We start from the raw sequence: 13502 nt of genomic DNA, 5'->3' as shown, positions 1-13502 counted from the left end.
TGTTTAATATTGGATTTTTGTTTATCTTGTTGATAATTAAAGGTAATTTGTTTTTGGCATTCTGTTTGCTTTGTTTAGGTAGAACCTTGTCGGAGCCTTAGCATTAATAACCTGTTAACGGTATCCGGTACGGGCTTTATATAAGGGGGATATGGATTCCCCGAAGATCAAAATTGAACTGAATATGCCTAGGAGACGGGATTATGAACAAATTTGCAGTTAAGCCTCTTGTAGCTGCTTGTGCCATTGCTTTGGCTGCGACAGCAGCACCAGTTCTTGCGGACTCTGGAGCTGACCGTTCATCCGATGTCTGGAGCAAGGCATCACTGGCAACAACCTATACATTGAATAGACATCTCAATCCCTTCGATATTGATACCGAAGTAAAAAATGGTGTGGCAACGTTACGGGGAGAGGTGGAAAGCGATATCGAACGGCATCTGGCAGAAGAGCTCGCCTTGGGTATCGATGGTATTCATAAGGTCAACAATGAGCTGATTGTTAACCCGCAAGCCAAGCGCCTGGAGTCTGCTAAAGATAGTAAAGAAGCTAAGCGGACCTTCGGGCAAAAAGTTGAAGATGCCAATCTGACCGCAAGGATTAAATCCCAGTTGTTATGGAACACCAGTACCGAAGGGTTGGCGATCAATGTTGATACGCGTAATAAGGTCGTAACCCTGTCCGGGGATGTTGAGTCGGAGGCTGAATCGGAGCTGGCAGAATTAATTGCCCTTAACACCGGTGAAGTTCTGGAAGTGAAAAATCAGCTTAAGGTCGTAGGTGAAAAAACCAGTCTTGATGAGAAAGTGGCGCAGGAGTCTCGTGAGGCTGCCCAGACCGTCAGTGACAGTTGGATAACAACCAAGGTTAAATCGATGCTGATCTATAATCGTAACGTGGATGGTGTTGATATCGATGTGTCTACTCAAAAGGGTGTTGTCACTTTACGAGGTCGGGTTGATAGTGAATTCGAACGTAAACTGGCGATTTCGATTGCCGAAGGTGTTAAGGGAGTGAAGTCGGTCAGTTCAGAGCTGCAGGGCGCGTAATCATCGATCAGGCCCTGTTTCGATCAATCTTGATTGTCAATAAACGACTGGCCAGGGACGGCCGAACAACCGGGATTAACCCGGTTTCGATAGCGATAAATTTTTGGAGGACGGTATGAGTAAATCAACTTCAACCACCAGTAAGAAAACGGATGCTAATCAGCAGAGCGCCGGAGGCGAGGAGTCCCTGTCCCGCAGAGTGGCAGATCAACTGCATGAACGAATTGACCAGGTTGCGGATCATGCGGAGCAGTCTGAGCGTAGTCTGCATGATCTCAGTGCCAATGCACAGACTAAGACTCAGGAGCTGAGTAGTGGCCTGACCAAGGTGGTGCGCGACAACCCCTGGACTGCCGTCGGTGGATCAGTTGCCCTGGGGGTGCTGATCGGAATGTTTGCAAGGCGTCGTTAGGTCATGTCTTCATCGCCTCAACAGACCCAGGGTGAGGAAAAGGCTCTGGAGTCTGAATCCCCGACACTGATCGAGACGGCTGTCGACGTGATGGTAACGACCCAGCGTCAGCTTGCTCAGTTGTTGGAACTTTTCACTCTTGAAGTTCGTTATTCTGGAATGATGTTCGGACGGGCGTTGGCGCTGGCTGTGATTGCCGCTTTGGCGCTGTTCAGTGTCTGGGGGTTGTTGGAGGCGGCGATATTGCTGGGTTTGATCGAGATGGGGTGGAGTTGGCCAATAGCACTGGCAACTTTGGCGCTGGCCAACATGGCCCTGTTGATTACAGCGGTATGGTTTATCCGACACTGTCTTACTGCCATCGGGATAGACAATACCCGACAGGCTCTGGGGCTGGATGTCAGACATGAGGCGGCTACTGATGAAACTGAGTAAATCACAGCTGAAGCAACAGGCGGTACAGGTTCAATACGCCAGTATCAAGGCGAGGCTGGCAAGACAGCGAATGCAAACAGCTGTCGAGGAGACGGTGGCTTCACCTCGAGGATTGATTTCAGGGTTCGCTTTGGGTTTTGTCTACGGTCGCCGCCTGCAGTCAAAAGATTGCCGACAACCTGGATCTGTTACACGACTAATAAGCTATTTACCTCTGTTGTTGAGACTGCTGTGATCTGGCAAAGACTCCGGGTAAATAAGCGAGGGCTATATGACTACTGATCACCATTCCAAGGTCTCTGTCGACCAATCTCCACTCCCTATCGAAGCCTTTGATGTGTCCAGGAAAGATCCGACGCTACCTGACTCCGGTGGTTTCAGTGGAACGGGTCAAAAGGCTGAAAAGAAGACGGAAAACAAATGGCGGCGGGAGACATGGTTACTCTGGGGGCTGTTGGTGCTGGCAGTGATCTATACCCTGGAGTTAGTAAAAGAATTGCTTATTCCTGTGGCATTGGCACTATTGCTTAGTTTGCTGCTGGCGCCCTTGGTACGTCGGCTGGAGCGTTTACACCTGCCGCGTCCATTAGGAGCTGGTGTTATTGTCTTAACGCTTTTTGGCGCCCTCAGCTATGGTATTGCGGGTGCGGTAAATCCGGTAGGTGAGTGGATTGAGCAAGCGCCGACAGTGCTTCGGCAGCTTGAACGTAAGGTATATCCGATCAAGAAAACTGTTGAAGAGGTTAGTAAGACCGCCGACAAGGTTGACCAGATCGCTACGGTCGGTGCCACTCAGACTGTCGAAATCAAGGGAATCAGTCTGCAGGATATGCTGTACGCGAATACCAGAGGGGTGGTGACCGGAACGTTGATGGCGAGCCTGCTGTTATATTTCCTGCTGTCCTGGGGCTCCATTCTTTTAGCCCGGATCGGAATGATGCTGGATGACAGGCGTTCTGGCAGGCAGTTTCTGGAACTTTTTCGTGTGGTGGAGGGGGAGTTGTCCAAATACCTGTCCACCATCACATTGATCAATATAGGGTTGGGGGCCGTTGTCGCTGTAGTTTTGTATCTGCTCGAAATGCCCAACCCGATGCTCTGGGGGGCAGTGGCTGGGTTGCTTAATTTTATACCCTACCTGGGAGGACTGGTGACGGCATTGTTGCTGGCAATGACTTCGCTATTGAACTTTGATGGTCTGTTTATGCCAACCGTGGTGGTTTCTATCTTTGTGGCTTTAACTATTATTGAAGGTCAAATTCTGACCCCTCTGATAGTGGGTCGGAGGTTGGCCCTCAATCCCCTTATCGTATTTCTCAGTGTAATCTTCTGGTTTTGGTTATGGGGCATGATGGGAGCGCTGATGGCGGTTCCTATCTTGATTTCACTAAAGCTGATGGGTGACAGGGTCGCTGCAATGAAGCCCTTGGCTCTGATCGCCGGAAGGTAATCGTTGTGGCCAGGGTGATACTACAGCAAAGATTTCATGTGATGAGCATACTCTGTTGTAGCCTGGCTCTGATCCTGGGCTGTACTACCAGTCCTCGTTTACAAATAGAACATCAGGATAGCATTGCTGCTGAGGGAACGGGGGTTCTGGTTGACAATGGAAAACGTCAGGCCAGCGAGCAGGAGTACCGACAGTTACTTAGGGACACTGCCAGCGAACCAGGTTCCCGGATTTGCCAATCATCCCCTGTTGGATGGTTGCCATTCACTCAACTGCAGGCAAGGACCACGAAAGCGTACAGGTCCATCCGGCAGATCCCCTTCAACAGCGACCAGCTCGGAGCTGTCTTTGATCGCCAGCCATTCCTGCTTAGTCAGCAGTCGGGTTTCCAGCGCCAGCTTGAGATCACCCAATGAGGTTTGCTTGCCCGTGTCCCGGTTGATTGCCCACAGGCTGACGCCTTCGAGATCACTGCTGGCCATACGTCGATTCCACTGGATATGAAGACGAGAGCGGCCTGGTGCATCTCCCTGATAGGCGCTGATTACCATGGGTGGCTCTGGCGTCGGTGGGTTCGATTGCATCACGGCCAGATAACTGACGGGTTGAACTTTGTTGTCGGCAGGCAAGAGCCAAAGACTCAGGCTTAGTATCATTGCCAGAGCAAAGCCGCCCTGCCACAAAGACAACTGACCCCATAATCGCTTCCAAGTGGATTCCGCAGGGGCTGGTTTGAGCATCGATTGCAGGTTACGCCATACATGTGCTGGCGGCTTAACTGCTTTGGTATGATCATTGATCGGATTCATTCTCTGTTGCCAGCGGTAAACGTCAGTTTCTAGTTCTGGGTGATTATGGAGCAGACTTTCAAATCGCTGGCGTGTTCTGCTGGACAGGGTTCCCAGCACATACTGAGCAGCCAAATGATCTCTAATTTCGGGCTTAAGATATCTTAGGCTTCGAGACATTGGTGTAACTCCTTCAACCCACGCCTTATCCAGGACTTGAGTGTTCCCAGTGGTTTTTGCAACTGTATTGCCAGTTCAGAGTGGGACAATCCATAAATGTATGCCGAGATAATTACGCTACGGGGTTCCTTGCGAATTTTTTGCAGGCAGCGGCTGAGATCATGATGTTGTAGCCAGAGATTGCTGCTGTCGTCCGTCAGCTCTCTAAGCAAATCATCACTTGCTGTTTCTTCATCAATTACTGCAATATCAACCTGCTCAGGTTGCCTGCTGCTACTACGCACTCGATCGATAGCGCAGTTGCGGGTGAGCTGGCAGATCCATGGCCATCCCCCTCCCAGGTCATGGCGATAGCGTTCGCTGTTCATCCAGATTTTGGTATAGGCTTCCTGCAATACGTCGGCTGCCAGCTCCTTATCCGGTACTATTTTGAGGATTAGACCGTATAACTTGCCACTGGTTAGCTGGTAGAGTTCTTCAAACGCAGGCTGGTGGCGCAGTTTGATTTGTGCCAGACAGTATTCTATCTGTTGTTTCCATTGCTCCGAACTCAAACGAGTTTCCTCACAGGTTTCCCCTTTTATATGGACCTTCGCAGGTATTAAGTCACCGGCTTGAACAAACCGGTGACTGTGGTGCGCTTAAGTTGTAATCCTACATGGGTTATATACCATTCAAGCTGCCCCCCCCAAGGGAACCGGGAACCTGCGACCAGGCACCCAGGTTCAAACTGTAACCTCAAAGATAACCTTCGATGGCTACATTACACTGTAGTATTCAGCTTCGAGTTGGATCATTTCAACGCACGTGCTTTTTATGGATGACGAGCCAGGTGCCAGACGCCCTTCACACCATCTCCTGAGATATCCCCCGGCTGCTTGTCCTTAATCCAGGTATAAAGCGGCTGGCTGTTGAGTGTCCATTGTAGGCTACCATCTTTACGCTGAATAATACCAAAGGGAGCACTGGCCTGGTCGTTACTGGAGGCCTGTAGAGGTGGCCAAAGAGTGGCGCACTTATCGTAGCAGTTAGACTGGTCTTTTTTATCTTTGTCAAAAATATAGAGCGTTTTCTGGCTGGCATCAGTCAGCAATTGAGTGTTTCCCCGATTAAATACGCTGACCGGAGCATCGTCGCTTCGGGCAACAAACCAGACATTCTTTACACCATGCCCGGTTGTTTCTCCCTGGTTTTTATCTTTGATCCAGCTGTACAGAGGCGCTCCTTTATAGCTCCATTGGCGGGCACCGTCTTTGCGGGTCAATATTGAAAAGTCACCCTGCTTTTCGGCATAGGCTCCGGCAATAAAAGGGGGCCATTTTTGCGCACAAGGGCCATAACAGTTAGAGACGTTCTGCTCGTCTTTGGCAAACGTGTACAGAGTTTTTCCACTTTTGTCGGCCCAGACTTCTCCTTGTGCGGTAACGACAGACTTGGCAGGCATTCTCGCTTCAGTTGATGACATGCTGGAAGCACAGGCGCTTACCGCCAAGCTTAAAGTCAATATCGGCAGAATTGTTAACAGGGGCTTATTGGTTGTTGTTTCCATGGTATTTCTCTTTATTGGATAGATCGGTACTTATTAATTTGACAGTAGGTACCTATGGAAACGTTGGGTTTGGAGGAATGGATGCATGAAATAAAAAATATTTGGTGATAAGTCCTGGCTACGGAACTTTAGCCGTAATTCTTAGAGGCCGATGACCAGGGTTAAGGGGTCAGAATTAAGGATTCTTGCCGCTTCAATCTGGCAGATAGGGGCCGAATAGACCTGTTCATCGGTTCCCTAATGACTGACAGCACTCTGCGAGTGAAAAGTCCTTTATATATCGAAGAATTGCCTGATCAGTAAGCGGTTTGGAAAAATAGTATCCCTGGATTTCACTGCAACCATGTTGTTTCAGGAAATCCAGTTGCGCTCGTGTTTCTACCCCTTCTGCTGTAGCGCGAATGTTCAGTGTGTTACTTAAAAATAAGATAGCTTTGATAATGGCTTCACTGTGGGCATCGCGGCCAATTCTTCGAACGAAAGAGAGATCGATTTTTATCCGGTTAACGGGTAGGTGACGAAGGTGAGAAAGTGAAGAATAACCGGTGCCGAAATCATCAATAGTCACCGACACGCCGAGTCTTCTCAGCTCTCTGACAACTTTGGTCGCTTTATCAACGTCTTCCAGAATTGCGCTTTCGGTGATCTCGATATCCAGAGCCGCTGGGGATAGCTGATAGCGCTCCAGGGTTGTCTTTACCAGGTTCTGTGGATTTCCACGGTGCAGCTGAATCGGAGACAGATTGATTGATAACTCTACGGGGGCTGTCCTGTTTTTAAGAGAATCAATAACTTCGTGACAGGCTTGTTTCAAAACCCATTCACCAAAGGGGATGATCAGCCCTGATTTTTCAGCGGCGGGAATAAAGACGCCCGGTGACACGGTTCCGCGTTGTGGATGCTGCCAGCGGGCGAGCGCCTCAATTCCTATAACTCTGGATTCACTGAGATCGATAATTGGCTGGTATGCCAGTGAGAACTGATTCCCGTCCAGTCCTGCACGTATGTCACTGACCAGGTTTTTTTGTGCCTGAACCTCCTGGTTCATTTTCTCCTTAAAGAAGGTGTAGTTGTTAAGCGGGCTTTCTTTAGACCGGTACATTGCCAGATCAGCGTTATGTAGCAACTCGTCGGGAGTCTCACCGTCATCAGGATAAACAGCGATGCCGATACTGACACCTATATGAAATTTGTTCTGACCTACTGCTATCGGCTTACTCACTAAATCAGTGATGCGTTGAGCGAGAATGGCGGCATCTTCACCCTCTTCGAAATCTCCACTGACGATGGCGAACTCATCGCCTCCCAGCCGGGCAACCAGCTCTGACGCTCGTATCTGGCTTGATAATGCTTTGGCGAACTCCTTGAGAAAAAGGTCACCCATCTGATGGCTGAATGAATCATTGATATCCTTAAAGCCATCAAGATCCAGAAAGAGTACAGCCAGAGCATTTTGATTTCGCCTGGCTACGGCAATTAAGTGCACCAGCTCTTCATTGAACAGGTGTCTGTTAGCCATTCCTGTTAAGGGATCATGAGTTGCGGCGTACCAGATTTGCTCTTTGGACCGCTCTTGAACTTCAATGATCATTAACTGTTGCTGGAGTTGCCGACTTAGAAAAAAAGCTGCCAAGCCAAACAACAGAACGACAATGGAGCCCATGACTCGAAGAGTGTTACGAAAACTGGTAAAGGTATGAAGCATTGTTTCGTTGGGAGCACCTGCTATTTGCCAGCGACCGCCCGGTAGTGACAGGTCCAGGAACGCCGTATCCTCATCAAAAAGCTGTCCATCCCCCCAGAAGGTTTCACCCACCTCACCAAGACCGTCACGTCCACGGATCGCCACGTCAATACTGATATCGGGGGCCGATAGACCCACCTGATCAAACAGCTTATCAATATCAATAACAATGCTCACCATTCCCCAAAAACTGCCAGCGGGCATCGACTCTATGGCAACAGCGGAGAATATCGGTAGTCGACCGATCAGGGCCTGCCCTCCCTGAACCAGAGTAATGGGACCCGCGAGTACATTCTGGCGAGTGCTGACCGCTCGCAGAACAGGTTCCCGCTGCGATTCGTTAGCCAGATAGTTAAGTCCAAGAGCCTTTTCATTTCCTTTCAACGGAAATACATGACGTACGATAAAGCCCTCAGATACACCAATAGACCGGACAAGGTCCCGTTTAGCCATCAGCGCTTTGATCATTTCCTCAATTTCACTGGGGGCGATATCCGGATGTAAGGATATCTGTGCCACTAAACCCGCAAACAACTGAAGATCACTGTTAAGCTTGCCTTCAATCCCCGCCCTGATATGGCTCAGCTGTTCAAGCGTTTCACTGCGCAGCTCTTGTTTATAACGACGATGCTCTACCTGATCTGCGTAATAAACACCCAAAGATGCGAGGGCACAGGCCAGGAAGGCCACAACCCAGGGGATGGCAGGATTTGTCGTAACCGTTGTCTGTTCTTCCATATATAGTGAACTATACCACTAAGGCATTGAAAATATTGGCAATAAGAGTTTTGATGATAAAGCTATTGCTATTAAGATACTACCTTAGGATAGTGTAGGACAAAGATTCGAGACCTGGGCGGACTGTTGAGGATCGATGGTTATCGTCTTTAAATATCTTTTGTCTCAACAGGCTCATCCTATTCAGGTTGGGTAGACTTTAGTCTATAGTCACGATCACGGTGATTACCTGACAATAATTGCTGTATCTGATGATAATCGAAACCGGGTGACAATGATGAGCGCAGTAGATTTTAGGAAAGTTAAAGATTCTCACACGGTGCTGAAGGAGTTGATGGTTCCTTCCTATGCTAACTTTGGTGGCAAGGTTCATGGGGGGATTATTCTTTCGTTGCTGGACAAGATTGCCTATACCTGCGCTGCTTCCCATGCCAAAGGCTATTGCGTGACTGCCTCGGTGGATTCGGTGGATTTCTTAAACCCTGTTGAAGTGGGGGAGTTGTTAACGCTTTCTGCTTCAGTGAACTATGTCGGTAAGTCGTCTATGGAAATTGGCGTCAGGGTGACCTCGGAAGACTTTACCAACGGTGCGATAAAGCATACCAACACCAGCTATTTTACGATGGTTGCTTTGGATGAAGAAACCCGTAAACCCCTGTCTATTTCTGGCTTGATTCTTGAGACGGAAGAAGAAATCCGTCGATTTATTGAAGGTAAGATCCGTCGTGAAGTTAAACGAGGGCATCGGCAGGAAATGAAAAAAATCAAATCTGGCCTGGATATGATTAAAGAGATCAATCACCTGGAAGGAGAGAACTGCAAACTTTACAAATCATAAAAGTCGAGCTCCAGGCATTTTGGAAACATCAGTTTGTCTGGGAGTCAACGGCTCGGAAACCAGAGTTCCTAACGTACTCAGGAGTATCCTTGGTCGACTGCATTGCTATGGTCGCAGTGCGAATAACGGAGCCCCGGGGCTGTTTGGCTCCCTTCTGGCCGTTTAACTAAGGCACATCTTGAATCACAAAAACTTCTCCCTAAATTGGAAAAATCAGTTTCTGGTAGCTAATCTTCCTTCCTGATGCATCGTTTAAAATGCAGCCTTACCTTTCGATAGTCGTTGCGATCGTAATAAGGATTAAAGGAAAAAGGACAAGATGGACGAGCCGCCGGCTAACCGCCCTTTGTATCAGATCAGCGCTACCTGCGTTTGTTTGTTTATTTCCCTGCTAACCATTATTGCAGGCTGCGACCGCACACCTTTTGATCTAAACCTAAAAGCGAACGATCCTCTCGGAAATACGTCTACAGAAGCTCAGAAAACAACCAGAGTTGCTCTGGTTATGAAAACTCTGACCAACCCCTTTTTTTTGGAAATGGAAAGAGGCGCTCGTAGAGCTGAAAGGGAATTTGCAGTGGATCTGATCGTAAAAATGGCGGCATCCGAAACCTCTATTCAGCAACAGATCGGTATCGTCGAAGATCTTATCCGTGACCAGGTTGATGCGCTAGTCATTGCGCCTGGGGATTCGGTTGAATTGATACCGGTACTGCGTAAGGCTCAGCTGGCTGGGATTGTCGTGGTGAATATTGACAACCAACTGGACCCCTTTTTTTCCAAAAAAAATGGTTTGGCAGCCGTACCCTTTATCAGTGTTGATAATAAAGCTGCGGCATACCGCAGTGCTAAATATATTGCTGATAAAATTCAGTTTCCTGCACAGGCCGCAATTATGGGCGGAATCCCTGAAGCACTTAACTCTGATGACAGGATTGAAGGAGCGCTAAAGGCATTTCGTGAAAACCCCAAAATCAGTTTGTTAACAGTCGACAGTGGTCATTGGAAAATAGAAGAGGGTCATGACCTCATGGAACAGTGGCTGCTTCGATACCCACAGCTTGATCTTATATTCGCAGCGAATGACATGATGGCTCTGGGCGCCATTGAAGCACTTCGTGAAGCGGGTCGTGAAGACGTACTTGTTTCTTCATTTGATGCTTTAATACCGGCGAGACAGGCCATTGAGCAGGGCACTCTGCAGGCATCGGTGGATCAGAATCCGGCTGTTCAAGGTTATCTGGGCGTTCAATATGCTTTGCGTGCGCTTAACGGGGAGGTGCTCCCCGAGATTACTTATGTTGATGCTGAGTTGATTACTGCATCTGCAGGGGCTGCAATCAAGCCTCTGAAATCCCCTGGAGGAGACTCCTAGAATGACCGCTTAGCGTTACTTTTTACAACTGAAACCGGCTTTAAGGAACAGATTTCGAATTCACGTGTAAGGAGTAGTTTTTGAGAGAATTTTTTTTAACTCGATTAAACCTGACCCCTAAATTCTTTGCCTATTTGACATTGATCGGTGGGGTACCGCTGATAGTCGCCAGTATGCTGAGCCTCGATACGGTCTCTGAAACCTTGGTTCACAAGGCCCTGGTGAAAGAGTTTGAATTGTTGGCAAGCCGCCGGGAACAAGTCGATTTGATTCTAAAACAGGTTGAATTCCTGGCAGAGAGTTTGTCTGGTATCGAAGAGATCTCTGAATCTGTCACTGCAAATCAGACTTCAGTCACGACCTACCAACGGCTCGTGACTGAGGAGAAAATAGGTCGGGTTTTAAATAGTTATCTGAACATTGAAGGATTAATTTCAATTCAGGTCGTTTATGCTTCGGGCAGTCATTATCAGGTGGGTGATACACTTGATTTTGACAGTGGAGATTTCAAGCCGCAATTGTTCTCTGAAGCGCAAAAAAAAGAATCCTATCTATACTGGCCAGGTATCCTGGCAAACACCAATGTTCGTTCAGATCAAAAATATGTTTTACCGGCGGTCAAACCGCTCTACAAAATGAACCCCCGGACGCTTGAGCGCAAAGTTGTTGGAGGGCTGATCATTAATTACAGTCCGGAATCGCTTTCTAACTATTTGAATAACAAAACTACAAGCGGCTCCTCTGGCAGGGGGATCTTCCTGATTGACCAACATAACCGTTTTGTCGTACATCCGGATGTTACAAAAATTGGTGACTTCATCGATGCTGATCTGGCCACCAGGCTGGCCGATGATGATGCTCAGTATCAGGCAGGAGGTGACGGCGACCGCGTATATATTACTCAGATTTCTGCAACCCAGCAGGGCTGGAAATTGATCTCGATGGTTCCTGAGCAGAAACTGCTGATGGGGGTTGGTCGAGTAGAGGAGCAGTTGATCGCTATCTTTGTCCTGGTGCTGATATTGGTGATTTGGATTGCTTTTCATCTGTCTCGATCTGTAGCGCTGCCAATCAGACGAGTGACGGAAGCATTTAAAAAGCTGAAAAAAGACCCTCGTCAACCGGATTCCCAGAGAACAAGTAGGCAGCGACTTGAGGTGGAAGGAAGCGGAGAAGTGGCCGATTTAACTGAAGGTTTTAACCTGTTCCTGGATGAGTTTGATGCAAGGCAAAGGGCTCAGCGAGGGCTTTGGGAAGCCGCAACGGTATTTGATGTAACTACTGAAGCGATCATGATTACCGATGTTGATGGCATCATAACGATGGTTAATCCTGCATTTGAGTCCATGACCGGATACAACCTAAGTGAGGTTATCGGGAAACCTTTTTCGATTTTACGATCGGACCGGCATTCCGCTGCATTCTATGACAGCATCTGGAGATCATTAAAGGAAACCGGTCAATGGGAAGGAGAAATATACAATCGACGCAAAAACGGGGAGGTTTTCCCCGAGTGGCAGATAATAACAGCAGTGTTCGATGACGATAATAATGTAACCGAGTATATCGGCCTGTTCAGTGACATATCGAATCAAAAGAATCAGGAACAGGCAATCTGGCGACAGGCCAATTATGATGCACTAACCGAGTTGGCAAATCGAAACCTGCTTAAAGATTCTATGGATCAGGAAATGGCTCATGCGAGTCGTAAAGGTTTAAAACTGGCGATGCTGACCGTTGATCTGGATCGCTTTAAAACGGTTAACGATACCCTTGGACATGATGTAGGGGATCAGCTTCTTGTTGAAGTGGCTCGACGTATTCAGATGACCGTCCGTAAACAGGATATGGTTGCACGCCTGGGGGGGGATGAATTCACTATCGTACTTAATGAAATCAATGATGAGGAGCTTCTACCCAGTATTGCCGGGAAAGTGCTTGATGTATTGCGACAGCCCTTTTTCCTGAATAGTCATCAGATTAATATCAGTGGCAGCATGGGGCTTACGGTTTTTCCTGATGACGGTAACAGCTTTCTGGTCTTATTGAAAAATGCCGATATCGCGATGTATAAAGCCAAACAGGCAGGTAAAGACTGCTTTCAATTTTATTCCAATGAAATGCAGGCTGATGCTCTGTATCGGGTACAGATGGAGCAGGAGCTAAGAGCCGCGATTAAGAAAGATAATTTCGTGTTGCTATACCAACCGGTAGTCAGGGCATCTGATGGGCGTATTGTCGGTGCTGAAACCTTGATTCGCTGGCTTGATCCTGATTGCGGACTAGTGAACCCGGACGAATTTATTGCTATTGCCGAGGACAGTGGTCTGATTGTCGAAATCGGTCAGTGGGTCATAGAACAAGCCATCGATCAGCTAAAGAAATGGCAACAAGAAGGCTATTGTCAATTAACGCTCGCCGTTAATATTTCCGGGATGCAGTTTCGCCACCCGGGTTTTCCGCTTTGGTTAGAACGAGTCCTGGCACAAGCGGAGGTTGATTGCGCTAATCTGGTGTTTGAAATTACAGAATCTGTAATGATGGAAAATAGTGATGCTATCAAGGACTGTATAGCTAAAACCAAGGCAGTGGGTGTTGGATTTGCGCTGGATGATTTTGGTACCGGCTATTCGTCTTTAGGCTATCTGCGAGAGTTTCCCGTTGACATCGTGAAGATAGACCGCAGTTTCGTGCGTGACTGTCCTGAAGATAAAAACGCATGCCGGTTGGTAGAAGCCATTGTTCACATGGCCCACAGTCTGGACCTTCGCGTCACCGCTGAAGGCGTCGAAACGGAACAGCAACAGGACTTTCTTACCGGCTTGGGCTGCGATTATCTGCAGGGTTTTTATATCAGTCACCCGCTACCTGTCTGCCGGTTTAATGAGCGGATAGGGAAAGACCGGGCTCCTGTGCTGAAAATTCCGGTTTAGAAACTCTTATG

The 13502-nt window shown here is 48.1% G+C and carries 12 protein-coding genes; 8 read left to right on the top strand and 4 right to left on the bottom strand.

Annotated features, from left to right (window positions below):
- The first annotated feature begins 203 nt into the window (after positions 1 to 203).
- The 5 genes from BGP75_RS11115 (at position 204) to BGP75_RS11095 (ending at position 3346) form a co-directional block, all read left to right on the top strand.
- Entirely contained in the window at positions 204 to 1049 is an 846-nt protein-coding gene (locus tag BGP75_RS11115; protein ID WP_076718692.1) for a BON domain-containing protein, read from the top strand.
- 115 nt (positions 1050 to 1164) lie between these two features.
- Complete coding sequence (locus BGP75_RS11110) at positions 1165 to 1461, top strand: YqjD family protein (protein ID WP_076718691.1); 297 nt, start codon at positions 1165 to 1167, stop codon at positions 1459 to 1461.
- A gap of 3 nt (positions 1462 to 1464) precedes the next feature.
- Positions 1465 to 1896, top strand: a complete 432-nt coding sequence (locus tag BGP75_RS11105; protein ID WP_076718690.1) for a hypothetical protein — start codon at positions 1465 to 1467, stop codon at positions 1894 to 1896.
- Positions 1883 to 2131: a hypothetical protein gene (locus BGP75_RS11100; protein ID WP_076718689.1), complete on the top strand. Its 249-nt coding sequence runs from the start codon at positions 1883 to 1885 to the stop codon at positions 2129 to 2131. The genes BGP75_RS11105 and BGP75_RS11100 overlap by 14 nt, the downstream gene beginning before the upstream one ends.
- Before the next feature lie 36 nt (positions 2132 to 2167).
- On the top strand, positions 2168 to 3346 hold the full coding sequence (locus BGP75_RS11095) for an AI-2E family transporter (protein WP_083704752.1): 1179 nt from the start codon (positions 2168 to 2170) through the stop codon (positions 3344 to 3346).
- Positions 3347 to 3585: 239 nt separating this feature from the next.
- Here BGP75_RS11095 and BGP75_RS11090 read toward each other — a convergent pair whose 3' ends face one another.
- The 4 genes from BGP75_RS11090 to BGP75_RS11075 all read right to left on the bottom strand — a co-directional run bounded on the left by BGP75_RS11090 (position 3586) and on the right by BGP75_RS11075 (position 8345).
- On the bottom strand, positions 3586 to 4314 hold the full coding sequence (locus tag BGP75_RS11090) for a hypothetical protein (protein WP_076718688.1): 729 nt from the start codon (positions 4312 to 4314) through the stop codon (positions 3586 to 3588).
- Positions 4299 to 4868 carry an RNA polymerase sigma factor gene (locus tag BGP75_RS11085; protein ID WP_076718687.1) on the bottom strand — a complete coding sequence of 190 codons (570 nt, stop codon included), beginning with the start codon at positions 4866 to 4868 and terminating at the stop codon, positions 4299 to 4301. Before BGP75_RS11085 ends, BGP75_RS11090 begins: the two co-directional genes overlap by 16 nt.
- A gap of 260 nt (positions 4869 to 5128) precedes the next feature.
- On the bottom strand, positions 5129 to 5863 hold the full coding sequence (locus BGP75_RS11080; RefSeq protein WP_083704751.1) for a hypothetical protein: 735 nt from the start codon (positions 5861 to 5863) through the stop codon (positions 5129 to 5131).
- A gap of 226 nt (positions 5864 to 6089) precedes the next feature.
- Positions 6090 to 8345: a bifunctional diguanylate cyclase/phosphodiesterase gene (locus BGP75_RS11075; protein WP_076718686.1), complete on the bottom strand. Its 2256-nt coding sequence runs from the start codon at positions 8343 to 8345 to the stop codon at positions 6090 to 6092.
- Between the two features lie 277 nt (positions 8346 to 8622).
- Here BGP75_RS11075 and BGP75_RS11070 point away from each other — a divergent pair, with 277 nt between their 5' ends.
- The 3 genes from BGP75_RS11070 (at position 8623) to BGP75_RS11060 (ending at position 13491) form a co-directional block, all read left to right on the top strand.
- On the top strand, positions 8623 to 9183 hold the full coding sequence (locus tag BGP75_RS11070) for an acyl-CoA thioesterase (RefSeq protein ID WP_076718685.1): 561 nt from the start codon (positions 8623 to 8625) through the stop codon (positions 9181 to 9183).
- A 319-nt stretch (positions 9184 to 9502) separates the two neighbouring features.
- Complete coding sequence (locus BGP75_RS11065; protein ID WP_076718684.1) at positions 9503 to 10558, top strand: substrate-binding domain-containing protein; 1056 nt, start codon at positions 9503 to 9505, stop codon at positions 10556 to 10558.
- A gap of 80 nt (positions 10559 to 10638) precedes the next feature.
- A complete protein-coding gene (locus tag BGP75_RS11060; protein WP_076718683.1) occupies positions 10639 to 13491 on the top strand; it encodes an EAL domain-containing protein in 2853 nt (950 codons plus the stop codon).
- Positions 13492 to 13502 lie beyond the last annotated feature (11 nt).

This window comes from Motiliproteus sp. MSK22-1 (assembly GCF_001968815.1).
GTDB lineage: Bacteria > Pseudomonadota > Gammaproteobacteria > Pseudomonadales > Balneatricaceae > Motiliproteus.
This window is presented reverse-complemented; position numbering and strand designations above follow the sequence as displayed.

What these genes read in the sequence shown, in the direction of transcription:
- BGP75_RS11105 (WP_076718690.1), top strand. Translation starts at nt 1,465, where the DNA reads ATGTCTTCATCGCCTCAACAGACCCAGGGTGAGGAAAAGGCTCTGGAG.
- BGP75_RS11095 (WP_083704752.1), top strand. Translation starts at nt 2,168, where the DNA reads ATGACTACTGATCACCATTCCAAGGTCTCTGTCGACCAATCTCCACTC.
- BGP75_RS11115 (WP_076718692.1), top strand. Translation starts at nt 204, where the DNA reads ATGAACAAATTTGCAGTTAAGCCTCTTGTAGCTGCTTGTGCCATTGCT.
- BGP75_RS11065 (WP_076718684.1), top strand. Translation starts at nt 9,503, where the DNA reads ATGGACGAGCCGCCGGCTAACCGCCCTTTGTATCAGATCAGCGCTACC.
- BGP75_RS11090 (WP_076718688.1), bottom strand. Translation starts at nt 4,314, where the DNA reads ATGTCTCGAAGCCTAAGATATCTTAAGCCCGAAATTAGAGATCATTTG.
- BGP75_RS11070 (WP_076718685.1), top strand. Translation starts at nt 8,623, where the DNA reads ATGAGCGCAGTAGATTTTAGGAAAGTTAAAGATTCTCACACGGTGCTG.
- BGP75_RS11110 (WP_076718691.1), top strand. Translation starts at nt 1,165, where the DNA reads ATGAGTAAATCAACTTCAACCACCAGTAAGAAAACGGATGCTAATCAG.
- BGP75_RS11100 (WP_076718689.1), top strand. Translation starts at nt 1,883, where the DNA reads ATGAAACTGAGTAAATCACAGCTGAAGCAACAGGCGGTACAGGTTCAA.
- BGP75_RS11075 (WP_076718686.1), bottom strand. Translation starts at nt 8,345, where the DNA reads ATGGAAGAACAGACAACGGTTACGACAAATCCTGCCATCCCCTGGGTT.
- BGP75_RS11080 (WP_083704751.1), bottom strand. Translation starts at nt 5,863, where the DNA reads ATGGAAACAACAACCAATAAGCCCCTGTTAACAATTCTGCCGATATTG.